Genomic DNA, 23951 nt, shown 5'->3' on the forward strand with positions numbered 1-23951 from the left:
GAGTCAGCTGACGGTTTGAGCGTCTCTGTCCGGCTCACTCGAGGTCGGCCCGACCGCTCGTCGCGCTTCGAATGCGATCGCGAAGTGCCTCGCTTTCGGCGATTGGAACTCGAACGCTAAAGGAGACGTCGGCCTGGTAGTCGGCGTCGAACTCGTGGCCTTCGCTCTCGAGGATCGACCGGATCGTTCCCGAATCGTCGTACTCGACCGTGATCGCGACGGTCTCGTGTGGTCGCCGTTCGACGACGCCCGCTTCGTCGACGGCGTCTTTTACCGCCTTGGAGTACGCCCGGACGAGTCCGCCGACGCCTAAGTTCGTCCCGCCGTAGTAGCGGGTGACGACTACTGCACAGTTCTCTACGTCTCGCTGTGTGAGGACGTTCAGCGCCGGCTTTCCAGCGGAGCCGGTGGGTTCGCCGTCGTCGCTCGAGTACTCGCGAAGCAGGTCGCCGTCGGCGTCGGCCCGCACCCGGTAGGCCGGGACGTTGTGCGTCGCGTCGGCGTACTCCGTACGAACCGCGTCGACGAACGACTCGGCGTCCTCGATGTCGCTGACCGGCCGAGCGTGGCCGATGAACTCGGAGCCCTGAACGACGAACTCGGTCGTTGCAGGTTCCTCGAGTGCGCGATACGTTCGACTCATAGGCGGCCGTCACCGACGAGTCGTCCGTCGCGTCTCGTCGTCTCCGTCGGCGAGTCGTCGATCATACCGACGAGTACGACAGGCCGAAAAATGAGAACATCGGTCGACCGACCCGCCCACCACTCTATTTGTACTCTTCCCGCTAGCATATACCATGGACGATCTCGCCCTCGAACGAGCGTTCGGAGACGAACTGATCGGCGGCTGTCGGACAACGGTCGGCGACGAGCTTCGGAGCATCACCTACTTCACCGAGGACGGCGTCGAACAGCTGTATCTCCGGTCGGACTTAGAGCAGACGGCCGACTTGGTCGGCTTCGCGGATCACGAACGCCTCGGTTTTCGCTCCCAATCCGCGTACCGAAACACCCAACTCGGCGGCTACGGCGCGACGATACGGATGTTCGAGAACGGCTATCTGACTCGAGTTATCCGCGGTGATCACGGCGTCTGGGTGACGACGGACGATCTCTCGATGGAGCGGTTCGAAGAACTCTCGAGCGTGCTCGCGTCGATCCTCGACGACGCTCAGCCGGCAACCCAGGCCGAGACTGAAAGCGGTTCCGAACCGGCAAGCGACGGGTAGTCGTTCGATTGAGGGCGAATCGAGGACTACTGGATTTCGATCTTTCGGACGAACTCGAGGTTGCGTAACTGCGTGATCGCCTCGCCGGGGAGATCCTCGTCGGTGACGAGATACAGGCGGGGTTCGTCGGTGAACTCCGGATCCTCGCTGATCGTCTGTCGGATCGAGATGTCGTTGTCGGCGAGCGTTCCCGTGACCGTGGCGACGATTCCCTTTCGCTCTGGGTCGGCGACGGCGATCGACAGGACGGTCAGGTCGAGGACGGGCGCGAGATCCATCAGGCTCGGCACCTGCGAGATGTTCTGGAAGATTCTGCGGAGTTCGGGGTCTTCGAGGATGACGTCGGTCGTCGAGTCGACGACCCGTCGATCGACGTCGATCTCGCGGGCGATGCCCGTGTTCGGAATCTCGATGCCGCCCGAAACGACCCGACCCTCGTCGTTGACGGAGAAGCCCCGCTCGAGCAACAGGCGGATGACCGCCTGCTGACTCGGCGATCCTTCGAACTTCTCCATAATCTCGTCGAACATTTGTCGGACGTACGCGTTCGGGCCTATAATGATCGGTGGTTGACGCCGCTCGATTCTAGTAGCCACTGCAGGTCTTGCACACCTGATCGCCAGACGAGCGCGGTTCGGAGTGTGCGCGGTTCGGAGCGAACGGAGTGAGCGAGAACCGCGTCAATGCGAACGGGGAGGAACGACCCGTGAGCGAACGGAGTCGTTCGAACGACCAGCGGTCGTTCGTGATGACGAAAATCTTCGATTTTCGAACCATGAACGAAAACCGCGTCAATGCGAACGGGGAACGAACGTGACCCGTGAGTTCGGCGATCAGTGTGTGAATCGTTTCAGTTGTTACTTTAACCCGTCCCGTCACCGGTCGTCAGCCGACCACCGTCTGACTGACGTTTTTACGGCACCGAACCGTATCGTCGACCATGCGCGCGCTTCGATGCTGTGACTTCTGTGGAGCCGACGCCGTCGGGACCTTCGAGATCGTTCCGCCGGAACTCGAGCCGAGCGAGGACGAACAACGCCGCGTCGTCCTCTGTCCCGATTGCCGGGATCGCCTCGAGGCGCTTCTCGAACCGCTCCTCGTCCGTGCGGGCGCCACTCGGGGACGAGACGATGCCGAAGGCGCTTCGGCGGGCGACGGTGAGTCCGATTCGCCGAAAACCACCGTTGTGTCCGCGAACGAGCCGTCGACGCGTCGGTCTCCAAGCCACGGGAGGACGTCCTCGGACGGCGAGACCGATTCCGACTCGCGGACCGGAATCACCCTCGGGCGCGACGACGAGGCGGATGGAAACGACTCCGATGCGGACGAACCGGAGGAAGGCGATGGCGACGCCGAGTCCGTCCGATCCGTGGAGGCGTCGGCGGGCACGACGGCTCGAGCCGAGGAACCGTCGCCGAATACGACCGACTCGAACGAGCGCGAATCGGGGTCGACGGCGGACTCGGGCCAGTCGGCGACGAACGCGACGTCGGCGACGCCAAGTGGTTCGGGAGAGCAAGCGAGACCACCACAGGGATACGCCAAAGCGATTCGACTGCTTCGAAACCGCGAGTTTCCGATGGAACGTGCGGCCGTCGAGACCCTGATCGCCGGCGCGTATGACCTCGAGTCCCACGAGACCGAGAAGATCGTCGATCACGCACTCGAGGACGACGAGTTCGTCGAACGCGACGGGGCGCTTCACCGCTCGTAGGAAGTGGCCACGTCGCCGGCGGAACGGCTTTCATACGGATTGCTGTCCCGATTTACCGGCGGTGAGTCGAACCGTGTGAGACGACTCTCGATAGAGGAGTGCAGCGAGTCCACCGTTGCAACCGCGACCCGGGTCGCGGGTGTGCCGAAACTGACTGACAGTAAACCGTATCAGACGGACTGCTGTAAGATATCAAAGCGTTCCTTTCGTACTGGGCATCCCGTCGCGGCGCTCGTCGATCCGGGTCGCGTCGTCGAGCGTCCGCGCGAGCGTTTTGAACAGCGCTTCGACCTCGTGGTGGGCGTTCTCGCCGTCGACCGCGAGGTGAAGCGTCAGTCCGGCGTTCATCGCGAGCGACTCGCCGAAGTGTCTCGCCATGTCGCTCGTGAACTCGCCGATCTCGTCCTGGGAGAACGAGCCGTCGAAGTAGAATCGCGATCGCCCGCTTACGTCCACGACGGCATCGGCGACGGCCTCGTCGAGCGGAACTCGCCGATCCGCATAACGGACGATTCCCGATCGGTCGCCGAGAGCCTCGTCGATCGCCGTGCCGAGGACGATCGCGACGTCCTCGACCGTGTGGTGGTCGTCGATCTCGAGGTCGCCGTTACACGCTACCTCGAGGTCGAACAGGCCGTGTTTGGCGAACGACGTCAGCATGTGGTCGTAGAAGCCGATCCCTGTCTCGACCGTCGCCGTTCCGTCGCCGTCGATCCCGATCGTACACTCGATCGACGTCTCCGCCGTCTCGCGCGTTACGGTCGCCGTGCGCTCGCTCATGTCGAATCGATCGCACCACCGATACAAGGCGGTTGCGCTCGCCGCCGACACTCGTCCCTGTCTGGGTTCTGTTCTTTACTATTCTATGCGATATCAACGCCACTCTCGTCGATATCAATTATTGTCCAAATAGTCAGAAATTCGCTTAGATTGGATTATAAAACGTCTCGAGGATTCTAGAACTGTCTCGAAACGACCTTCATCACGGCCTACGCCGATGAAACGGATCGAAACGGAGCCAATATTCTCTCCGTTATATGATGGAAGGGACGAATGTCGTTCGTAAGAAGAGGTGCTCCGAACCGATGTCAAACCACTCTCCACTCCCGAACGAATCCATCGGTCCGTCCGGTCCCGAGACGGATCACAAATCCGGGAGCCGTCGTCTCGTTCGCTCGCTCAAAGGTCCCGCACAGTTTCTCTCGTTCTGGGTCGCGATCGCGCTCCCGTTCGTCCACCTGCCGCTTCTCGCACAGGGACTGGGCGATCCTCAAATCACCCTCACGTTTCTCACCCTCCTGTCGGTCAACGTCCTCGCGCTGTACGTCGGCCACGGTCACAATCAGGAGTGAACGCTGCCGTCCAAAAACGGGGGAACTCCGAATCGGTTATTTCCCTCCCGCGACGATACTCGATGATCGATGAGGATTCGCGTCGACTGGCGCTCGAGTTGTAGTCTCACCGGGACGGTACTGAAGTGGCTCGCCGTTCCGCTAGTCGTTCCCGCCGCCCTCGCGCTCGTCGACGGCGACGATCCGGTCCCCTTCGTCGTCGCGATCGCGGTGACGATCGTCGCGGGCATTCTCTTGGAGCAACTGAGCGAGAATCGCGAACTCGGTCAGCGGGAGTCGTTTCTGATGGTCGCGTTGACCTGGCTGGGCGTCGCGTTCGTCGGCGCGATCCCCTTTCTCCTCGCCGGCCTCGGCTCGGGCGGCGAATCGTCGTTTTCGGGGCTCGTCGACGGGCCAGTCAACGCCTTCTTCGAGAGTATGAGCGGGCTGACGACGACGGGTGCGACGATAATGAACGGCTGGGACTTCGAGAACCAGTCGCGTGCAGTGTTACTCTGGCGCCAACTCATCCAGTGGCTCGGCGGACTCGGCATCCTGGTCGTCGCCATCGGATTGCTCTCGCACCTGATGGTCGGTGGCGCACAGCTGATGGAGACCGAGACCCAAACCCGAAACGTCAGGAAGCTCAGACCACACATCTCCGAGACGGCGCGGCTCATCTGGACCATCTACGTCGGCATCACGCTTCTGGCGATCGTCGTCTTCTACGGACTCCACTTGCTCGGCCTCGCACCGAACATGACGCTGTTCAACGCCGTCTCACACGCGTTAACGAGCGTCGCCACCGCCGGGTTCTCGCCAGAACCCCAGAGCATCGGCGCCTTCGCCCCGATCGTCCAGTGGTCGATCATGCCGTTCATGATCGTCGGCTCGACTAACTTCGTTCTGCTCTATTACCTCACGCAAGGCGAGTTCGACCGGCCCATCAACTCCGAGGAACTCCGATTTTACCTCGGTACCCTCGCGTTCTTCGGCGCGATCGTCGTCGCCATCCTCGCGTTCGATCCCGACATCGAGAAGGGTCTCGAGCCGACGATCCGCCACGGCCTGTTCAACGTCGTCTCGCTGGTGACGACGACCGGCTACGCCTCGACCGACTTCAACCTCTGGACGCCGGGCGCGAAACACGCGCTGTTCCTCTGTATGTTCCTCGGCGGGATGGCCGGGAGCACGACCTGTTCGATCAAGTCGCTTCGCTGGCTGGTCGTCCTCAAGGCGTTCAAGCGCAACCTCTTCACCGCGGTTCATCCCGACGCCGTCCGCCCGCTTCGCGTCAGCGGCGGCGTCGTCGACGAAGAGACCGTCAACGACATCTTCGGCTACGTCATGCTCGCCATCGTCATCTTCTTCGTGCTCACTATCTTCCTCGTCGTCGACGCCGCTCGAGCCGGCGAGTTCGTCGGCGAGTTCGAGGCGCTCGGCGCCGCGGCCTCCATCTTCCTCAACATCGGCCCCGCGTTCGGGATGGCCGGCCCGATGGACAACTACGCCGGCTTTCCCGCGAGCTCTCGAGCGGTCATGATCGTCATGATGTGGATCGGCCGAATCGAGATCGTCCCCGTGCTCGTCTTGCTGTTGCCGGCGTTCTGGCGCTCCTAGACCGGTTCGACGTTGCGTCTCTCGGTCGGTCTCGAGCGCTCTCGTTCGAATCGCGAAACCGCTCGCTGGTCGCACTCGTCAGCGGATGCTGTTCGCGAAATTCCAACGTGTTGGGGAAGGCTATTCGACGCTGTTCGCCCAGGTCGAAGGTATGAACGTCGAGACGACGACCGCGAGGTGGCGACCTGTGACGAAGGGAGGAGGGAGCGTAGAATGATGGCCTCGAGCGCGGGCGTGTGGCTCGCCGATCCGGTCCTCTGGGTTCACGTCCTCGCAGGGGTTCTTGCACTGGCCGCGGGACTCGCCGCGATCGTCACGAGGAAAGGCGGCCGTCGCCACAACGTCGCCGGCAGGGCGTACGCGCTGTCGATGGTCGTCGTGGTCGTTACGGCAGTTCCGCTGGCGGTCTGGACGGAGAACTGGTTCTTGCTGGCCATCGCTGTCTTCAGCGGCTACCTCGTCTTCGGGGGCTACCGCGTGATCGCCCGGCGACGCACCGGGTTGACCGCGCTGACGCCGGTCGATTACTCGGGACACGGCTCGATGGTGGCTGTCGGCGGGTTGATGGTCGCATTCGGCGGGTGGCAGATGATCACCGGTCCACCCGGCCTCGCGCCGGCACTGGCCGTCTTCGGGGCGATCGGTGCCGGGTTTGCGGTCCTCACGCTACTCGAGTTCCGATCGCCACCCGCCGAACGTACGCCGTGGATCGACTGGCACGTCGGCTTCATGGGCGGCGCGTACATCGCGACCGTGACCGCGACGATTACGGTCAACCTGACGATGGTCCCGCCGCTGGTCCGGTGGCTGGGTCCGACCGCGGTCGGCGTCCCGCTCATCGTCTACGCGACCCGAACGTACGGGCCGCGGTTCACACCCGCGGCGTGATTCCGGTGCGGCCGGTCGCCCGAGATCGAGACACCAGGATCGGGTCACCAACGACGCCGTGACCGAAGTCATCGATCAGCCGAAGACGATCAGTCGTCGACTTCGTCCTGTGTCTCCTCGAGCGTGAACTGGCCCTCGTAGAGTGCACTCCCCACGACGGCGGCCGCCGCGCCGGTGTCGGCGAGCGCCCGGACGTCCTCGAGGGTGGCGACGCCGCCGCTCGCGATTACCGGAATCTCAGTCGCCTCGACGAGTTCCCGGACTGGTTCGGTCGCGACGCCCTCGAGTTTCCCTTCGACGTCGACGTTCGTAAAGAGGATCGCGCCCGCGCCCAGTTCCTCGTATCGTTTCGCGGCGTCGACGGGCGAGATTCCCGCCCCTTCGGTCCAGCCTTCGACGACGACTTCGCCGTCTTTCGCGTCGAGACTGACGACGACGCTACCGGGGTACTCCTCGCTAATCTCCGCGACGATTTCTGGCTCTTCGACCGCCGCCGTGCCGAGGATGACGCGATCGACGCCGCGCTCGAGTAGGTCGACGGCATCGTCGACGGTGCGAATGCCGCCGCCGAGTTGGGTCGGCACGTCGACTTCCTCGACGACGGCGTCGATCGCCTCGGCGTTTTGCCGTTCGCCCTCGAACGCGCCGTCTAGGTCGACGAGGTGGAGTGACGACGCACCGGCGTCGATCCACCGCCGAGCGGCCTCGACGGGCTCGCCGTAGGTCTTCTCGGTTCCGCGCTCGCCCTGGACGAGCTGGACGACCTCGCCGTCCTGTACGTCGACTGCTGGAATCACGTCGAACCCGCGTTCGCCAATGGATTCCTGACTCGAGTCGTTCATACGCGTGTGAGTGCGTCCGACGGGAGTAAAGGCGACGGTTTCGCGACCCCGTCCGAACGCGACACTCGAGTGCTGGGCGGGAACCGCGGATCGTTGGGAGGTCGGGCCTGGTCACGGAAGCGTAAGCGATGCATTGTAGTCACAACTGAAACGGTTCACACGCCGATCGCCGAACTCACGGGTCACGTTCGTTCCCCGTTCGCATTTTCGCGGTTTTCGTTCATGGTTCGAAAATCGAAGATTTTCGTCATCACGAACGACCGCTGGTCGTTCGAACGACTCCGTTCGCTCACGGGTCGTTCCTCCCCGTTCGCATTGACGCGGTTTTCGTTCATGGTTCGAAAATCGAAGATGTTCGTCATCACGAACGACCGCTGGTCGTTCGAACGACTCCGTTCGCTCACGGGTCGTTCCTCCCCGTTCGCATTGACGCGGTTCTCGCTCACTCCGTTCGCTCCGAACCGCGCACACTCCGAACCGCGCTCGTCTGTCGATCAGATGTGCAATGGCTTTCATACAGTTTGCTGTAACGATGTACCGGTTCGACCGCAGAACGAGTCGCGGTCGCACCGGAACTGACTGACAGCAGACCGTATCAGTGGCTACTATCGAAGGCGGATAACTGACAGAGACGATACAGAGAACTCCAGTACTTATTTTATCGGAACAGTCGTACTGTTTGTCGATGGTCGAAACGCTTCTACTGGTTGGTATCGTCGCTTCGGTCTTCGTCGGGTTCAACATCGGCGGATCGTCGACGGGGATTACGTGGGGGCCATCGGTCGGCGCCGGTATCGTAAAGAAGACGACTGCGGCGGCGGTCATGACTGTCTTCGTCTTTCTCGGCGGGATTACCGTCGGTCAAAACGTGATGGAGACGCTCAGCGAGGGCATTATTACGATCGACCTCACGCTCTCTGCAGGGGTCGCCGTCCTCTTTTTCATCGGGTTGGGAATCCTCGTCGCCAACATTTTCGGCGTTCCCGTCCCGACGTCGATGACGACCGTCGGCGCAATCGCCGGATTGGGGCTTGCAACCGGCACGCTCAACTACGCGACTATCGCGGAGATCATCTCGTGGTGGGTCGTGACTCCGATCATCGGCTTCTGGATCGGCGGCATCATCGGTCGGTACATCTATCCGGAAGTCAACCGGCGAGTGACGATCGAGAAAACTGATGGTCCGTTGTTTGCCCTCGATCGACGAGGCTCGATTCCGAAACTGGCGCTCGGACCGAACACGACCTGGTCGGAGATCGGGACAACGGCAGTAGTTCTCGCTATCGGTTGTTACATGGCGTTTAGCGCCGGAGCGAGTAACGTTCCGAACGCCGCTGCGCCGCTGGTCGGCGAAGCTGGCTTAGAGGTAACGACCGCGGTTATTATCGCCACGCTCGCGATCGGTCTCGGCGGGTTCACGATCGCGCGACGAACGATGGACTCAGTCGGTGGCGAATTGAGCGACATCCCCCTGCTCGCGGCGCTGTTCGTCATGATGACTGCGTCCACGATCACGACGATCCTTTCCTGGATCGGTATCCCGATCAGTCTCGTGATGGCGACGGTGATGACGATCGTCGGGATCGGCTGGGGCCGAGCGACCCGCCCGATCACCTTTCGCGAAGCTGTCACCCGCGAGCCCGAACTAGCAGAGCGTGAGATCGAACTGGGTGCGATCGTCGCCGAAGAGGAAGAAGACGAACCAGCCCCTCCGATCGGTGAAGAAGAAACCGAAGAAGTGCTCCACGGAAGCGATCTCTTCAACCCTCGAGCGGTGATCAAGTACGTCTCGATGTGGATCATCGGCCCGTCGATGTCGACGATTCTGGCCTACGGGTTCTTTACGCTCCTTCCGGGAGTCGCCTGACGGTGGGGGTACTTACGTCCGTGGCTGTCGTATCTCGATCTATGCTATCAAAAATTCTCGTTCCCATGGACAACTCCGAGCACGCCGCCTCCGCCCTCGAGTACGCACTCGAGGCCCACCCCGACGCCGACGTCACCGTTCTCCACGTCGTGGGCGTTCCCTCGATGATGATGGGCGATGCAGTCGCGCTTACGCTCGAGGACGACATTAGCGACGCCGCCGCCGAACGCGCCGAGCCGGTCTTCGACCGCGCCCACGAGGTCGCGGACGAACGGAACCGAGAGGTCGAGACGATCGTCAGCATGGGCCATCCAGCCCGGAACATCATCGACCGTGCCGAGGAGTACGATGCGATCGTACTCGGCAGTCACGGCGAAGACTGGAGGCGTGCGACACACCGGTTTCTCGTCGGCAACGTCGCCGAGACGGTGTCGAAGCGATCGCCGGTCCCGGTGACGATCGTCCGCTGAGGTCCGCGAAAGGCCCGTCCGATCGGTTACGACTCGGACTCGTCTTCGACCGACTCCTCGACGATCTCTTCGACCTCGTCCTCTCGAGGGCGTCGATCGACTCGCTCGTCGACGGCTTCGACCTGCTCCTGGACCGCTTCGACCTGCTTTCCGACGGTTTCACCGACCGTTTCTTCGACGGTCTCACCGACCGTTTCTTCGACAGTCTCGCCGACCGTTTCTTCGACAGTCTCGCCGACCGTTTCTTCGACAGTCTCGCTGACCGTCTCCTCGACAGTCTCACCGACTGTCTCCTCGACCTGTGCCTGGACCCCTTTGACTTGTTTTTCGACGGTTTTGCCGACGGTCTCTTCGACCTGTGCCTGGACGCCTTCGACTTGCTTCTCGACGGTTTCACCGACGGTCTCCTCGACAGTCTCTCCGACGGTCTCCTCGACCTGTGCCTGGACCTCCTCGACTTGCTTCTCGACGGTCTCCTCGACGGCCTGGGTCATCCAGTCCGGATCGAACCGAGCCATCTTCCAGACGACGTGGACGACGTACGATGCGAACACGCCGACCCCGAACGCGATCCCGACGTTCGTATCGAGCGTCGCGATCAGAACGATCGAGAGTGCGATCAACGCGCCGTAAGCGAGATCGACAACTGCGTCGACACGGACCGGGCTCAGCATCGTCGTTCGTCACCCTTCAGCCTCGAGTCATCCCATCCCCGACGACCAATATGGCCGCTTCGAACCGATCGACAGATCGATTCGATCCGTTCCCCGTCCGTTCCCAACCCGCGTTCCCGATTGGAGTACATGCTACCAGTTCGTACGGTACGTCCAGTTGAAATTCTTTGGTCCGGTATCCGAGTTGCGCTTCGTCACCTCGAGTTGGCGGACGTCTGTCGAGTAGTGTTGCCCAGACCACGCACTCGAAGGTGACGAACCGAACGAGCGGATCGATGCGGTGATCACTCGCTCGCGGCCCGGATGTGCGCTCTCGCCCCCTCGGGAATCACCCACACTCGAACTTCACGCCTCCGGGATCGCCCACCCTCGAACAGGCGAGTTTTTACCGCCGGGTTCCGTGACTATCTACTGTGACGGAAGTACTGCTCATCGTGGGGTTGCTCGTCGCGGTCTTCGTCGGCTACAACATCGGCGGCGCGACGACGGGTCCCGCGTTCGGGCCTGCCGTCGGCGCCAACGTCATTACGAAACTGATGGCGGCGGCACTGATGTCCGTCTTTTTCTTCCTCGGGGCGATCACGATCGGTCCGGCGGTCGTGGACACGCTCGGCCGAGACCTCGTCAACGACACCGCGATCTTCACCCTGCGTTCGAACGTCGCCGTCCTCTTTTTCATCGGCGGCGCGTTGTTTCTCGGCAACTACGTCGGCGTCCCCGCATCGACCTCGATGACGGCCGTCGGCGCGATCGCCGCCCTCGGCCTCGCGACCGGCGAACTCGACTGGGGCGTACTCGGTCAGATCGTCATCTGGTGGGTCGTCGCGCCGATCATCGGCTTCTGGGTCGCCGGCGTCGTCGGGCGGTACTTCTACCCGCGGATCAACGAGTGGATCGCGATCGAAGCCAGCCACGACGGCCGTCAGATGATCACCGTCGACCGCTCGAGCGGTATCCCCCGACTTCGCTTCGGCGACGGTGCGGATCGCCGCGAGATCACCGGGGCGTTCGTCGTCGTCGCGATCGGCTGTCTGATGGGCTTTTCCTCGGGGACGAGCAACATCGCCAACGCGATCGCGCCGATCTACGGCGCCGACGTCGACATGGTCGGGCTCTTGGGACTCGGCAACGTCATCGCGGTCGACACCGTCGCCGGCGTCTCCATCGACATGATCCTCCTCGTCGTGATCGGATCGGCCGCCGTCGCAATCGGCTGTTTTACGATCGCCCGACGAACTCTCGACACGCTCGGAAACGACATCACCAACCTGCCGCTGACCGCGGCGATCGTCGTCGCGGTCGTCAGTTCCGTCATCGTGATCGGTCTCTCCGCGATCGGCATCCCCGCAAGTTTCGTCGTCATCGCCACGATGAGCATCATCGGACTCGGCTGGGGCCGAGCGACGCGGACGACGACGATCCCCGACGCCGCTCGAGGCGAGGAAACCCCGGTCTCCGTCGGCGCGCTCACCGCGGAGGGGGAAGGCGAAACCTCCCCCGAGATCGGTGAGGAAGATCCCGAAGACATCCCCAGCGCGTCGGACCTGTTCAATCCGTCGACGACCGCCCGCGTCATCCTCATGCAAAACGTCGTCCCGCTCATCTCGACGGTCGGCGCCTTCCTCACGTTCCGGTTCGTCCCGATCTTCGGGTTCTAAGCTCGCATCGCCCTCGAGTGCTCGCTTGCAAGCGACCGGCGTCGAACCGGCGACGAACGATCAGCAAATCGTCGTTCGGGAGTCGAGTTCCGGGTCAGGTCGTCCGCAGGGTATCCGTACTCGGCTCGTACACCTCGCCTTTCTGTTTGAGTTTCTCGATCTCGTGTTCGGCTTTCGAGTGGTCCATTCCGATCTCCTCGGCTCGCTCCAAGACGATGTCGACCGGCGCCCCGTCGTCGTACTCCTCCTCGATGTCGCCGATCAACTGTTTTATGTTCTTGATCCGGTCTCGCTGGGACTTCGACGTCCCGGCTTCCACGATGTCCGCGTCGAACTCGCCGGTTTCGGGATCGACGCCGATGTCCTGGAGACACGATCGAACGATCTCGATCACCTGCTCGGCGTCCGAGCGCTCGACCGTATCCGACAGCCGAACCCGGGCGCTGGCCTCCGAGAGTCGGACGAGCGCCTCGAGCTTTCGCGCCGTGACCGGAACCGGCGCGTCCTCGTCGGTCCCCTTCGAGCGCAAGTCGACGTAGAACTCCTGAATCGCCTCGCGGGCCTCTTCGGTCATCCGCGGGTGGCAGTTTTGCTTGGCGAAGGCGATGTACTTGCGCAGGAGCTCCGCCTCGATGTCGGGATCGACCTTCTCGGTCATCTCGTCGATCTCGTCTTGACCCACGTCGAGCGACGGCATGTGCTCGCGTTGGGTGGTCAACTCGCCCGCATAGTTGGTCGTGAGGATGTGCTTTGCGAGGTTCCTGTCTTTCTCTTCGTCGGGCTGGTCCGTCACGGTGAAGATCAGGTCGAAGCGGGAAATGAGCGCCGGCTCTAAGTCGATCTGCTCGCCGATCGGCTCGTACTGGTCGAAGCGGCCGTACTTCGGGTTCGCCGCGCCGAGCAGCGAACAGCGGGACTTGAGGGTGGCGTTGATACCCGCCTTCGAGACCGAAATCTTCTGTTGTTCGAGGGCCTCGTGCATGGCGGAGCGGTCCTCAGAGTTGTGGACGACCATCCCGTTCGCGATGAAGTTGTGGGTGCCCTCTACCGTGAGGTCGTAAACGTGCTCCCAGCCATCTCCGTCGATCCGCCGAATATCGACTATTTCTTTCGGTTCGACGTCACGGAGGCTTGAATTGCCGTCTGTTCTAGCAGTTACAGCACCGCCATCTGCTGCAACGGCTGGTCCGTTATGTGGCGCAAGCGTCTGATCACCGACCTCGAGGTCCGCTGCGCTTCGCTCGAGGATCGATCCGTTCTCTTGAACGAAGAATGGATGATCTGGCGTTGCGCGGAGTTGCTCTCCGTCTTCGGTGACGACCTCGATCAATTCCGAGGGCGCTTCGTACTGATGAACGGCAGTAACTGACCGTTCGACGATCGCACCCGAATCAGTCATCGTCCGGACAGTCAGGTCGACGTCACGGATCGTTCGACCGTTCTCGAGTTCCTCGACTATTCCCTCTGCTATCGCGTTTTGCGCGAGCTCTTGAATTGGTCTGGTTTCACTACTGGTATGAACAATAGTCTCTCCAGTGACACATCTCATCTTGTCGAGTTCGTCGACTGCAGCGATGCCCTGATCGGCAAGAACTAAAGCGCCGGCTTCGAGCGTCCACTGCTGTCCATCGCCGAAATCATCCCTCACAGCCGCAGCGGTGAGGCCGGCGCTGGAGCTCCCTTTACCAGAGGTGTAGACAGACCGTGGTGCAATATTTTGAATATACCCCAACATCTGGGAGTTGTGCGAGATGACGCCGTTCGAGATGTAGTTGTGAGTTCCGTCGATTTCGAGGTCGTACACCCAGTCGTAGTCGGGTTCGAGCGTTTGGATCGAGACGATGCGATCGGTGTCTGCAGAACGGTGTTCGATCACTGACCCACCGTCGGCCAGTACGTCGGTAGCGGCTGACTGGGCGATGAGTTTCTGCCCCGAACTCGTGACAGCGACTCGATCACCGGTCGACAGCCGCTCGGCACGCACCGCCCGAAAACCGTCGGGAGTCGGGCAGAACAACGGATGCGACGGCGTCACCTCGAGTTCCCGTCCGCTCGAGGTTCGAATCCGATACATTCGATCGGGAGCCTCACGTTTCCAGACTTTCGTCGCCTGCTGGGGGGCAATCGAGCCATCGTCTTGCAGGGATGGTACCTGGAGATCGACTTCGTCCCACCAGCCGTCGTCGATCGGCTTCGGGTCCTCGAGATTATCTTCGACGAGATCACGAATCGGAACGGTCCGTCCGTCTGCGAGTGTGACTTTCGTATCGCCGCGAACGCATTTTCCGGTACCCGGATCCCCGATCAGGAGCATGTGCAGGTCCCCACGAATCCTCGAGCCGTCGGGTAACTGTTTCGTCACCCCCGAAAAGAGCTGGAGGATCATCGCGAGTTTCTCCTGGTCGTAGCCGTAGATCGAGGGTGCGATGGAGGCGATCATCCGCTCGTAGACCCCATCATCGTTCGAGATCTCGTAGATGCGCTTTTTGTCCTCGTCGGTGATGTTCATGTCCTCGAACTGCTCTTCTTCGATCTCGACGGACATCCCCTCCATGTAGAAGTCGAAGACGGGAGACTTGTCCTGGCCGTCACCCTGTTGCTCTAAGCGGAGGACGCCGGTTCCCGAGACGTTGTCGCCGGGGGTGACCTGGCCGGTGATGTCGTCCTCGATGTGGACGTCGAGCGATTGGGGCGTCTCGCCACCGCGCAGTCCCTCGGGGCTCTCCTGGATGCGGAGTTTTTGTGAGTCGACGAACTCCGACTGGTCGAAGTTGACCTGAAACGGGCCCTGGCGTTCACAGCCCTGACACTCGTGGGGTTCCTGAAAGTCGCCGCTGGACTGGGGAATGCGGTTGAGCGTTCCACAGAGCTGACACTCGAAGGCGGCCTCTTCGATTTTGGGTCGGACGTCGGTCGCCTTGCGAACGATTCCCCGGACCTGGACGAGGGAGTTCATGTCGCGGGCGCGGATCTCCCTGATCTCGGGCGATTCGGTCTCCGGGAGGTTCTGGATGCGGACGTGGGCCTGCCCGAGGCTGACGTCGATCGGGAGGTCGTACAGCCGAAGCGCTTCCTCGGCGTAGCGCTGGAGCTGTTCGGGCTGGGCCAGGTAGTCGTCCGCGAGGTCGGGATCGAATCGGTACAGATCCTGCCAATCGATCGAAAGCGAGCGCTGTTCGTTGGGGTATCGTTGCGCAAGCTGTTTGATCTCGTTGTCGTAGTAGTTGCGGAAGAACTGCTCGAACGCGTCGACGAGTTCCGTATTTCCCGCTTGCGCCATTGCAGTGGTATACGGCTCTCATCGGGTATAAATGATGGCAAAGCGGGGCGAAACTGATCGCCCTCGGGCCGCGTCGACCGGTCGTTCGTACGGATCGCCGTACCGGGTTGCCTGATAACCGCGAACGGTTCGCGGACGTCGCGGCAAGACGTACGCCAACCCGTATCACACGCCGGGCCCTGTATTCCCTCGACCGGACTGCGGCCTCGATTGTTTCATCGTCGCTCGATCGTATATATTTGTATCCAACGTGCTTTGGCATGACCGGAGGCGATTCTCCGTGTGTTGTGGAGGTCGGTCGGTCCGAAACGTCCGTGAGTCGTTGCTCGAGGCCACCACTTCCCGACGGGCGGGCTGTGACGCCACCGAGGCCGACCCGGCGACGTCAGCCGGGTGGATCGACCAGAACCGATGTCGAGTCGGTGTCGGTCCGCTCGGCTTCGTCGACCACCGTTACCGACGGTTCGTGCTCGCCGACCGCGGGCGTATACCGAATCCTCGAGTCGGTCGTCACCCGGTCGGTCGATCCATCGCCGTCGAGATCCCAGCGATACTCGACGGCACCCGCCGGGACGGTGCTGTCGCCGGCGTCGAGGGTCACCGGCGTCCCTTCGAGCAGCCAGTCGCGGTTGCTCGAGAGGGCGGCCTCCGGCGGATGGCTCTCGATGACGACCGTCTCGGTACGGTTATCGTCCGCGACGCTGACGTTTCTGGCGACCGGTTCGTCGACGTACGGGCCGTCCTCGGGTGGCTCGACGACGATGCTAGTGGGGCCCGCCAGCACGACGCCACGAGCGTCGTCCTCGCCGATCGATAGCGCCCCGCTCGATCCGGTCTCCGCCGTCGCCGTCACCTGTCGGTGTTCCCCTCGATAGCCGACGCGAACGGTCGCGTTCGGAACGGACTCGTTTCGGTCGTCGACGACGCGGACGTCGAGTCGCCGCGGTTCGGGGAGGGTTCGATCGACCGTGACGTCGGTCTCGGCGTCGACACGACCGAGATCGACCATCGCCGGGCGATCGTCGTCGGCCGGTTCGCCGATCGACCAGGGCTCGCCCGCGTCGGGGACGATCTCCCGCGGAGTGCCGCGGCGATACGAGAGGTCGTACGACTCGTTTTTCGCTACCTCGAGTTCGAACGCTCCGTCTTCGTCCGTCCGAACGACGGTCCCGGTGTCACCGTCGACGGGTGTCACGACCACTGAATCGTTGTCCGCGGGCGTTCCGTTCGCGGTCCGGAGCTGGCCGCCGATCGTCCGGGCCGACGTGTTCGGCGCCGAGCCGACGTAGAACGCGTTCGTCGTCATGGTCCGGCTTCGATCGTCGCGAATCGTCTTCAGTTCCGTCGCCAGACTCACCGTCTCCGCGCTATCGGGTACCTCGAGCGTGGCGGTGAGCAGGTCGCCGTCACGGCCGGTCGAGGCGCGTTCCCAGTCGGTCTCCCCTTCCCAGGGAGGCGCCTCGATCTCGCCCGTCGCGTACCAGACTGTCGGGCCCGAAACCGAACTCAGTTCGTCCGCATCGATCGTGACGGTGACCTCGCCGGGATCGACCGCGTTGGTCGCGTCGGTATCGATGACCGAGACGTCCCGGACGAGCGGCGGCCGCTGATCGATTCCGGGCTCGTAGCCGTGGATCGTCACCTCCGTCAGCGTCGTCGTCGAGAGCCTGTTACCGGGAGCCGAGCCGTTCGCTCGGATCGTCACCGACTCGCCGTGTTCGACGTCGATCTCCGAGATCGACAGGTCGGGGCCGCCGCGGGCGGTCTCGATCCGCTCGCCGTCGACGTCGACGGACATCGTGTGTTCGTCAGTCGTGGTGAACCGCGTCCCAGCGCCGTCGGCGATCGGCCGGCTCTCTACTGTCGCGTCGCCGTCGTCGATCGAGACCTCCTCGACGAGCGCGATCATCGGGTGTGCGAGGACATCGACCGACTCGGAATCGTCCTCGAGAACGGCCCGCCAGCCGTCCCCGCGTATCTGGCGCTCGTGGACGGCGCCGTCGACGTCTCGATGGACGCGCTGGGTTTCCCTGTCGCCGAGTTCGAACCAGTACAGCGACGGGTTGTTCCAGACGGTTCGCACCGTCGTTCGATCCTGCACCTCGAGCGTCCGATCCCGGGTCGTCCGGTGGATGCGGTAGGTCGTCGTCTCGAGGTCGTCGGGGTGGACCTCGACGGGTGACGTCCAGTAGGCAGTCGACTCGGCGTGATGGAGCTGGAAGACGTCGGCGCTGTCGAGGCGGTCGTCGGAGCCCGACGCCGGTGCGAGCAGATACGTCGTGGAGATCGACGTCTGGGGATCCTCGGAGACGCGCACCGTCCGGTTGTCCGCGTCGAGTAACGTCCGCGAGAACTCCGCCCTGTCGCCGTCGGTGTCGGTACTCATCGAGGCGGCGACGGAGTGGTTCGCGAGCGGCCCGTACTCTTCGACGATCGGTCCCGCGTCGACGCCGACGGAAATCGTCTCCGATTCCTCGAGGACGACGTGCTCCGACCCGTCGACCGCGATGCGCTCCGAGAGCATCACGAGCGAACCGGTTCGGTCGTCGACGCCGGCGGACCAGAGCACGTAATCGTCGCTTCCCGCGACGAACGAGGCGCGTCCGTCCTCGAACTCGAGCAGTTCCGAGCGGCTATCGTCCTCGCTGAAGGCGAGTAACGCGTCGCCCTCGACTGTACCGCCCGTCGAGAGCGGTCGTTTCTCGACGGTTACGACTCCGCCGCGGACGAACCCAACGGCGATCGATCGCGGTTCGCCGTCGACGTCGTATCGGATCTCGCCCGCGTGAGCGCCACCGTTCTCCGTCCGGCTCCCATCGACCGTCACCGCGAGATCGGCCCGTTCGCCGGGCGAGAGCGCGAGTTCAGATCGGTTCACCGAGACGGCTTCCGCCGCGTCGATTCCCTCCTCGACGTTCCGAGTCGTCGTCTCGAACGAGAGGTCGTGACGACGGTCTCCCCGATTCTCGAGAGTCACCGTCCGCGTCACGGTCTCGTTCGGGCCGACGATTCCAGCGTCGACTACGCCGTCGCTCGCGACGACGTCGGCCTCGAGTGTGCGATCGACGTCGAGTTCACCGCTTCCGCTCGCGTAGGCGTTCGCGCCCTCGAGCGGGCGCGCCGTGCTCGTCAGCCGACCTTCGAGTTCGGCCGGCGACAGCGTCGGCTCGGCCGCAAGCGCCAGCGCCGCGACACCGGCGACCTTCGGGGCGGCGAAACTGGTCCCGGTTCGCGTGGTGTAAGCGTCGTCTCCCGACCCGTCGTAGCCGGCGCTCGGACCGACTACATCCTCGCCGGGCGCGACGAGCTCGGGTTTGAGGTGGCCCTCGAGCGTCGGTCCCTGCGAGGAGTGCGTCGAAACCGCCCCGTCAGCGTCCGTTGCACCGACCGTGATCGCCTCCGGTTCGGTTCCCGGCGTTCCGATCGTCCGGGGTTCGCCGTCGTTGCCAGCCGACGTGACCACGACGGCGCCGCTGTCGACCGCCCACGCGACGCTCTCGGCGATCCGTTCCTCGTCAGTCCCGCCGAAGTCGAGGCTCAACAGGACCACGTCGGCGTCCGCCTCGTCGACGGCGTACTCGATTCCCGCGGCGATTCGGTCGGCGTCACCCTCGCCGTCCTCCCGTAGCACCCGGACGTCGACGAGATCGACGCCGGGTGCGACGCCGACGTGACGCCCGTCGCTCGCCTCGCCGCTTCCCGCGAGGACGCCCGCGACGTGGGTTCCGTGGCCGTACTCGTCGCGCTCCGCGCTCGCTTCTCCCTCGGTGAGGTCGATCCTGTCGACGACGGACCCCTCGAGGTCGGGATGGTTGTCGTCGATCCCCGTATCGACGACGGCGACGGTGACCGATTCCCCCGTTCGGTCGGTCTCGCTCCAGGCGTCGGAGGTGGAATTCGGCGCCGACTCGACCGAGTCGACGCTTTTGCCCGGCTCGTCGCCCGCCGGAAAGAGCATCGGCTGGTCCCCACCGACGTTCGTGAGGGGAACTGCGAACAGAGCGACCACCGCCACGACGAGCGCAACGGCTGAGACGACGATCAGGGTGGACCGGATGGAGGGCATAGGTGGACCACTATGATGGAGGGCATACTATGAAGTCACGTACACGGGGCTGAACGGTACGTAAATAAAAGAGTAAAGACACCATAACCGTTTTTATCGGAAGAAACGGTTCCTCCGGAGACGTCACTCTCTCGAGGGCGCTATCGAAACAACCGATCTCGGTCGTCCGGTGCGTCGACCGCCGCCATCACTGTCTCCCCTCGAGTGACCTCGCTCGAGTTCCGCCCGCGGCCCCTGCGGTCGGTTCGCGCCGCCCGGTTTCGACTGCGGCCAGCCACTCGTCGACGGTGAGCGTCCGTTGGTCACCCGTGTTTCGATGTTCCGTCCGCGGAATCACGTCACGAAGCTCGGCCGTCTCCGACGGCGGACCGTCGTACAGCGCGAGCGCCACGACCGGAACCCGAACCAGTTCGTCTGACGCGGAGTTAGAACCGACGTCGAGCGGGGACGACGGTCGTTTTTTCCGTCTGAATCCGGGCTCGAGCGAGCACCCACGTCGCTCGGCCCACCGTTCGAACTCGCCGAGCAGTTCGCTACGGTCCGTCCGGTCCGACCTCCGAGCGAACGCGTGGCGCTCGGGTGGCCAGTGTTCGATTCGACACCCACCGAGGTGTCCCCGCTCGTCGAGTCGGCTGAGTCGCTCGGTGACGGCTTCGACCGTGCCAGCGACCGGACCGGGAACGCTCGATCGGACGTAACAGACGACGTGACACTCCGTCGGCGAGTCGACCGTCACTGTTTCGGCGGTGGCTGTCTCACCGGCTGGCATACCCGCCCTCCGTACGCCGGGCGTACTCCCTCGAGACGAGCGACTCGAGCGTTGGGAGGAGGGTAAGTTTCGAAAGCCCTAGCAACCGCTGGAGCTCCGACAGCGTGGTCTCCCCGGTGACGAGAAGTGCGACGTAGACGAGTTTGGTCTGTGGAGAGGTAAGATCGTTCGGCACTGCCAGTTTCTGTTCACTCGTGGACATCATAGCCAGCCAAGACGGCAACGAGTTAACACATAAAGGTTGGGTGAGTGATGTGTACGTATCTCACGACGGATCGAGTACTACTCTTCTCCGGAGTCGCCGACGCCGACGAGGTCGAACTCGAATCCGGCGCCTGCCTCGCGTGCACGCTCGTAAACGACCCGCGCCGCGGCGACGTCCTGAATCGCCAGCCCGGTCGAATCGAAGACGGTGACGCTCGTCTCCGGCGTTCGGCTCGGTTTCGATCCGACGACGAGTTCTCCGATTTCGCCGTAGATGTCGCCGGCCGTGAGCACTCCGTCGGCGAAGGGGACGTTGATCTCGCCGGAGTGGGTACACTGCTCGTAATCGTCGATGACGATCGTCGCCGACTCGAGCAGTTCGTCCGACAGTTCGTGTTTTCCCGCGGCGTCGGCGCCAATCGCGTTTACGTGGGTCTGTTCGCCGACGTCCTCGAGACCGACGATCGGCGTTTCGACGGGCGTCACCGTCGAGAGTACGTCGCAGTGGCCGGCCTCCGAAACCGATCCGCCGCGAACGTCGAACTCGTTTGCGTACGCCTCGAGGAAGCGTTCGACGCGTTCGTCGACGGTGTCGGCGACGACGACCTCCTCGATCGGTCGAACCGCGGCGATGGCCTCGAGTTGCGTGTACGACTGGACGCCGGCCCCAACGATGCCGAGACTCGAGGCGTCGTCGACGGCGAGATAGTCGGTCGCGACGGCGGCCGCGGCGCCGGTGCGTTTCATCGTCAGCGTCGTCCCGTCCATGATCGCACGCGGGAAGGCGGTCTCGGGGTCGGAGTAGATCATCGTCCCCAACACGGTGGGAAGATCGTACTCCGTGGGGTTGTTCAGGTGGACGTTGACCCACTTGACGCCGGCGGCGTCCCACTCGCCGGTGTCGAGGTACGCCGGCATCGACCGGAAATCTCCATCGTACCGCGGTAGCTCGATGTAGGATTTGACCGGCATCTGCGTGTCGCCGCGTTCGAAGGCGCCGAAGGCTTCCTCGACGGCGTCGATGACGTCCTCGAGTTCGGCGAACTCGTCGACGTCGCCGCTGTCCAACAAAAGCGTATGCATACCTGCGAATATCGCGGGACACTACTTAGTTCGTCGGCATCCCGACGCCGATCGACGGACGAGGCTCACTCGAGGATAAAACGCCGTTCGGGAACGACAACGTCGCGAAACAGCAAATGTGATGGGCCGACTCGAGCGGTAGTGTCTCCCGCCGCGAGGGCCGTAGGCCCGAGCGGGCCGACGACCGATGTTGAGGGACGCGAAGCGTCCCGGAACGGAGGGAGGAGTGCTTTTGTACTAAATTTTGCCGAGTGCGCGGCGAAGCCGCGCACGTGGTTCGAAAGGCGCGAAGCGCCTTTCGTCATCAAGCGAAACCGAAGGTTTCGCGGACATCGCGAATCTCCGATTCGCTCAGTCACGAGAGAGCGAAGCTCTCTCGAACGACAGAGCAAAATTTAGCCTCACATCATGCCGCCCATGCCACCGCCCATGCCGCCCATGCCGCCGCCCATACCGCCGCCTGGGCCACCGGGCATCTCCTCGTCATCGTCGTCGTCGGCGACGGCGAGGTCGCCGGCGGCGATGACGTCGTCGATGCGCAACAGCATGACTGCGGCTTCCGTGGCGGACTCGATCGCCTGGGTCTTCACCCGCAGAGGCTCGTAGACGCCTTCTTCGCCCATGTCGATCGTGTCGCCGGTAAAGGCGTCGAGGCCGGCGGCCTCGTTGCCGCCGTCGTGGTCGGCGCGAAGCTCCACGAGGGAGTCGATGGGGTCGAGTCCAGCGTTCTCGGCGAGGGTTCGTGGGATGACCTCGAGCGCGTCGGCGAACGCCTCGACGGCCAGCTGTTCGCGGCCGCCGACGGAGTCGGCGTAGTCGCGCAGGGCAAGCGAGAGTTCGACTTCGGGCGCGCCGCCGCCGGCGAGCACTTTACCGTCCTCGATGGTCGTCCGAACCACGCCGAGGGAGTCCTCGATGGCGCGGTCGACCTCGTCGATGACGTGCTCGGTGCCACCGCGGAGGATGAGGGTGACGGCTTTGGCGTCTTCGACGTCCTCGACGAAGATGCGCTGGTCGCCCGCGATGTCCTGTTGGGCGACGCTCCCGGCGAAGCCGAGGTCGTCCTCGGAGACGTCGTCGACCGAGGAGACCGGTCGGGCACCGGTCGCGCGGGCCAGCTGGGTCTGGTCGCTGGATTTGACGCGGCGGACGGCGATGATGCCTTCCTGGGCGAGGTAGTGCTGGGCCATGTCGTCGATACCGCCGTCGACGAAGACGACGTCGGCGCCGACGTCGGCGAGCGCCTCGGCCATCTCGCGTAGCTGTGCCTCTTCTTGCTCTAAGAACTGCTCGAGCTGGTCCGGGTCGGTGACGTTGACCTCGGCGTCGATCTCGGTCTCTTTGATCTCGAGGTCGCCGTCGATGATCGCGACGTTGGCGTCCTCCGCGAAGTACGGCATGTTCTCGGAGACGCGTTCCTTGTCGACGATGACGCCCTCGACGAGTTCGGAGTTCTCGATGGAGCCGCCGACGACCTTCTCGACTTTGATGTTGTCCGTGTCGATGCCGTCCTCGTCCGCGACGGACTGGATGGCGTCGACGACGAGTTCGGAGAGCAGGTCGCGAGCGCTCTCTGCACCCTTGCCGGTCATCGCCGTCGCGGCGATCTGGTGGAGAATTTCGTCGTCGTCTGCCTCGACGTCGATGGCGATCTCCTCTAAGGCCTCGGTCGCCTCCTCGGCGGCCTGGCGGTATCCCTGCGCGAGCGTGGTCGCGTGGATGTCCTGCTCTAGGAGGTCCTCGGCCTGGCTCAGCAGTTCACCGGAGATGACGACGGCGCTGGTGGTACCGTCGCCGACCTCGTCTTCCTGGGTCTCGGCGACTTCGACGATCATGTCGGCCGCCGGGTGGTCGATATCCATCTCCGAGAGGAGTGTGACACCGTCGTTCGTGACGACGACGTTACCCGTCGAGTCGACGAGCATCTTGTCCATGCCCTTCGGTCCGAGCGTCGTTCGTACGGATTCGGCGACGGCCTTGCCGGCCTGGACGTTCATCGACTGTGCGTCTTTGCCCGAGGTCCGCTGACTGTCCTCCGAGAGAACGATGAGGGGCTGGTTACCCATCTGTTGTGCCATAGTCACGGAAAGATTGATTGTTATTCTATATAAGTCTTTTGAGTGCGCACAAGCCGAATGCCCCCACGTGGGTATCGTGTCGCAGTTCCAGGGGAGTTCACCCGGCGACGTTTATACTATCGTCGCCGTGTCGACAACGCAAGCGACGTGCTCCACCCGAAACGAGCGAGTTGCGGTC

At 63.3% G+C, this 23951-nt stretch carries 19 protein-coding genes; 8 read left to right on the plus strand and 11 right to left on the minus strand.

Annotation, left to right across the window (positions count from 1 at the left end):
• Positions 1-34: 34 nt before the first annotated feature.
• On the minus strand, positions 35-643 hold the full coding sequence (locus AB7C87_RS14260) for an IMPACT family protein (protein WP_369730148.1): 609 nt from the start codon (positions 641-643) through the stop codon (positions 35-37).
• Between the two features lie 154 nt (positions 644-797).
• Between AB7C87_RS14260 and AB7C87_RS14265 the strand changes: the two genes are divergently transcribed.
• Complete coding sequence (locus tag AB7C87_RS14265; RefSeq protein ID WP_369730149.1) at positions 798-1229, plus strand: DUF7522 family protein; 432 nt, start codon at positions 798-800, stop codon at positions 1227-1229.
• Between the two features lie 26 nt (positions 1230-1255).
• On the opposite strand, the gene trpY is transcribed toward AB7C87_RS14265, so the two are convergent.
• A complete protein-coding gene (gene trpY, locus AB7C87_RS14270) occupies positions 1256-1759 on the minus strand; it encodes a TrpY family transcription regulator (RefSeq protein WP_369730150.1) in 504 nt (167 codons plus the stop codon).
• A gap of 410 nt (positions 1760-2169) precedes the next feature.
• Here trpY and AB7C87_RS14275 point away from each other — a divergent pair, with 410 nt between their 5' ends.
• A complete protein-coding gene (locus tag AB7C87_RS14275; protein WP_369730151.1) occupies positions 2170-2943 on the plus strand; it encodes a DUF8528 domain-containing protein in 774 nt (257 codons plus the stop codon).
• A gap of 192 nt (positions 2944-3135) precedes the next feature.
• On the opposite strand, the gene hisB is transcribed toward AB7C87_RS14275, so the two are convergent.
• Positions 3136-3723 carry an imidazoleglycerol-phosphate dehydratase HisB gene (gene hisB, locus AB7C87_RS14280; protein WP_369730152.1) on the minus strand — a complete coding sequence of 196 codons (588 nt, stop codon included), beginning with the start codon at positions 3721-3723 and terminating at the stop codon, positions 3136-3138.
• A 305-nt stretch (positions 3724-4028) separates the two neighbouring features.
• Between hisB and AB7C87_RS14285 the strand changes: the two genes are divergently transcribed.
• The 3 genes from AB7C87_RS14285 to AB7C87_RS14295 all read left to right on the plus strand — a co-directional run bounded on the left by AB7C87_RS14285 (position 4029) and on the right by AB7C87_RS14295 (position 6782).
• A complete protein-coding gene (locus AB7C87_RS14285; protein ID WP_369730153.1) occupies positions 4029-4295 on the plus strand; it encodes a DUF8028 family protein in 267 nt (88 codons plus the stop codon).
• A gap of 69 nt (positions 4296-4364) precedes the next feature.
• Positions 4365-5894 (plus strand): TrkH family potassium uptake protein, encoded by a 1530-nt coding sequence (locus AB7C87_RS14290; protein ID WP_369730154.1) that lies wholly within the window; start codon positions 4365-4367, stop codon positions 5892-5894.
• A gap of 213 nt (positions 5895-6107) precedes the next feature.
• Entirely contained in the window at positions 6108-6782 is a 675-nt protein-coding gene (locus AB7C87_RS14295; protein ID WP_369730155.1) for a hypothetical protein, read from the plus strand.
• Between the two features lie 89 nt (positions 6783-6871).
• On the opposite strand, the gene hisA is transcribed toward AB7C87_RS14295, so the two are convergent.
• Entirely contained in the window at positions 6872-7624 is a 753-nt protein-coding gene (gene hisA / locus AB7C87_RS14300; protein WP_369730157.1) for a 1-(5-phosphoribosyl)-5-[(5-phosphoribosylamino)methylideneamino]imidazole-4-carboxamide isomerase, read from the minus strand.
• A gap of 685 nt (positions 7625-8309) precedes the next feature.
• On the opposite strand from hisA, the gene AB7C87_RS14305 reads away from it, so the two are divergent.
• Both AB7C87_RS14305 and AB7C87_RS14310 read left to right on the plus strand, forming a co-directional pair.
• Positions 8310-9491 carry an inorganic phosphate transporter gene (locus tag AB7C87_RS14305; RefSeq protein WP_369730158.1) on the plus strand — a complete coding sequence of 394 codons (1182 nt, stop codon included), beginning with the start codon at positions 8310-8312 and terminating at the stop codon, positions 9489-9491.
• 41 nt (positions 9492-9532) lie between these two features.
• Positions 9533-9961, plus strand: coding sequence for a universal stress protein (locus AB7C87_RS14310; protein WP_369730159.1), 429 nt, complete (start codon positions 9533-9535; stop codon positions 9959-9961).
• 26 nt (positions 9962-9987) lie between these two features.
• Here the strand turns inward: AB7C87_RS14310 and AB7C87_RS14315 are convergent, their stop codons facing one another.
• Positions 9988-10635: a hypothetical protein gene (locus tag AB7C87_RS14315; RefSeq protein WP_369730160.1), complete on the minus strand. Its 648-nt coding sequence runs from the start codon at positions 10633-10635 to the stop codon at positions 9988-9990.
• 413 nt (positions 10636-11048) lie between these two features.
• Here AB7C87_RS14315 and AB7C87_RS14320 point away from each other — a divergent pair, with 413 nt between their 5' ends.
• Entirely contained in the window at positions 11049-12293 is a 1245-nt protein-coding gene (locus AB7C87_RS14320) for an inorganic phosphate transporter (RefSeq protein ID WP_369730162.1), read from the plus strand.
• 94 nt (positions 12294-12387) lie between these two features.
• On the opposite strand, the gene AB7C87_RS14325 is transcribed toward AB7C87_RS14320, so the two are convergent.
• The 6 genes from AB7C87_RS14325 to thsA form a co-directional block, all read right to left on the minus strand.
• On the minus strand, positions 12388-15573 hold the full coding sequence (locus tag AB7C87_RS14325) for a cell division protein (RefSeq protein ID WP_369730164.1): 3186 nt from the start codon (positions 15571-15573) through the stop codon (positions 12388-12390).
• Positions 15574-15958: 385 nt separating this feature from the next.
• On the minus strand, positions 15959-19639 hold the full coding sequence (locus tag AB7C87_RS14330; protein WP_369730165.1) for a S8 family serine peptidase: 3681 nt from the start codon (positions 19637-19639) through the stop codon (positions 15959-15961).
• A 187-nt stretch (positions 19640-19826) separates the two neighbouring features.
• The gene (locus AB7C87_RS14335; protein WP_369730166.1) at positions 19827-20408 is read right to left on the minus strand and encodes an HTH domain-containing protein; all 582 of its coding nucleotides are present in this window, start codon (positions 20406-20408) and stop codon (positions 19827-19829) included.
• A complete protein-coding gene (locus AB7C87_RS14340; RefSeq protein WP_369730167.1) occupies positions 20395-20613 on the minus strand; it encodes a MarR family transcriptional regulator in 219 nt (72 codons plus the stop codon). The genes AB7C87_RS14335 and AB7C87_RS14340 overlap by 14 nt, the downstream gene beginning before the upstream one ends.
• A 77-nt stretch (positions 20614-20690) precedes the next feature.
• Positions 20691-21695: an ornithine cyclodeaminase family protein gene (locus AB7C87_RS14345; RefSeq protein ID WP_369730168.1), complete on the minus strand. Its 1005-nt coding sequence runs from the start codon at positions 21693-21695 to the stop codon at positions 20691-20693.
• Between the two features lie 401 nt (positions 21696-22096).
• On the minus strand, positions 22097-23761 hold the full coding sequence (gene thsA / locus AB7C87_RS14350; protein ID WP_369730169.1) for a thermosome subunit alpha: 1665 nt from the start codon (positions 23759-23761) through the stop codon (positions 22097-22099).
• Between the last annotated feature and the right edge of the window lie 190 nt (positions 23762-23951).

It is taken from the genome of Natrarchaeobius versutus (assembly GCF_041205745.1).
GTDB classification, from domain to species: Archaea; Halobacteriota; Halobacteria; order Halobacteriales; family Natrialbaceae; genus Natrarchaeobius; species Natrarchaeobius versutus.

Excerpts from the sequence above, each read along its gene's own strand:
- AB7C87_RS14305 (WP_369730158.1), top strand. The coding sequence starts at position 8,310 with ATGGTCGAAACGCTTCTACTGGTTGGTATCGTCGCTTCGGTCTTCGTC.
- trpY (WP_369730150.1), bottom strand. The coding sequence starts at position 1,759 with ATGTTCGACGAGATTATGGAGAAGTTCGAAGGATCGCCGAGTCAGCAG.
- AB7C87_RS14295 (WP_369730155.1), top strand. The coding sequence starts at position 6,108 with ATGATGGCCTCGAGCGCGGGCGTGTGGCTCGCCGATCCGGTCCTCTGG.
- AB7C87_RS14285 (WP_369730153.1), top strand. The coding sequence starts at position 4,029 with ATGTCAAACCACTCTCCACTCCCGAACGAATCCATCGGTCCGTCCGGT.
- AB7C87_RS14315 (WP_369730160.1), bottom strand. The coding sequence starts at position 10,635 with ATGCTGAGCCCGGTCCGTGTCGACGCAGTTGTCGATCTCGCTTACGGC.
- AB7C87_RS14340 (WP_369730167.1), bottom strand. The coding sequence starts at position 20,613 with ATGATGTCCACGAGTGAACAGAAACTGGCAGTGCCGAACGATCTTACC.
- AB7C87_RS14265 (WP_369730149.1), top strand. The coding sequence starts at position 798 with ATGGACGATCTCGCCCTCGAACGAGCGTTCGGAGACGAACTGATCGGC.
- AB7C87_RS14325 (WP_369730164.1), bottom strand. The coding sequence starts at position 15,573 with ATGGCGCAAGCGGGAAATACGGAACTCGTCGACGCGTTCGAGCAGTTC.
- AB7C87_RS14290 (WP_369730154.1), top strand. The coding sequence starts at position 4,365 with ATGAGGATTCGCGTCGACTGGCGCTCGAGTTGTAGTCTCACCGGGACG.
- AB7C87_RS14330 (WP_369730165.1), bottom strand. The coding sequence starts at position 19,639 with ATGCCCTCCATCCGGTCCACCCTGATCGTCGTCTCAGCCGTTGCGCTC.
- AB7C87_RS14260 (WP_369730148.1), bottom strand. The coding sequence starts at position 643 with ATGAGTCGAACGTATCGCGCACTCGAGGAACCTGCAACGACCGAGTTC.
- AB7C87_RS14310 (WP_369730159.1), top strand. The coding sequence starts at position 9,533 with ATGCTATCAAAAATTCTCGTTCCCATGGACAACTCCGAGCACGCCGCC.
- AB7C87_RS14335 (WP_369730166.1), bottom strand. The coding sequence starts at position 20,408 with ATGCCAGCCGGTGAGACAGCCACCGCCGAAACAGTGACGGTCGACTCG.
- hisB (WP_369730152.1), bottom strand. The coding sequence starts at position 3,723 with ATGAGCGAGCGCACGGCGACCGTAACGCGCGAGACGGCGGAGACGTCG.
- AB7C87_RS14275 (WP_369730151.1), top strand. The coding sequence starts at position 2,170 with ATGCGCGCGCTTCGATGCTGTGACTTCTGTGGAGCCGACGCCGTCGGG.
- thsA (WP_369730169.1), bottom strand. The coding sequence starts at position 23,761 with ATGGGTAACCAGCCCCTCATCGTTCTCTCGGAGGACAGTCAGCGGACC.
- hisA (WP_369730157.1), bottom strand. The coding sequence starts at position 7,624 with ATGAACGACTCGAGTCAGGAATCCATTGGCGAACGCGGGTTCGACGTG.
- AB7C87_RS14345 (WP_369730168.1), bottom strand. The coding sequence starts at position 21,695 with ATGCATACGCTTTTGTTGGACAGCGGCGACGTCGACGAGTTCGCCGAA.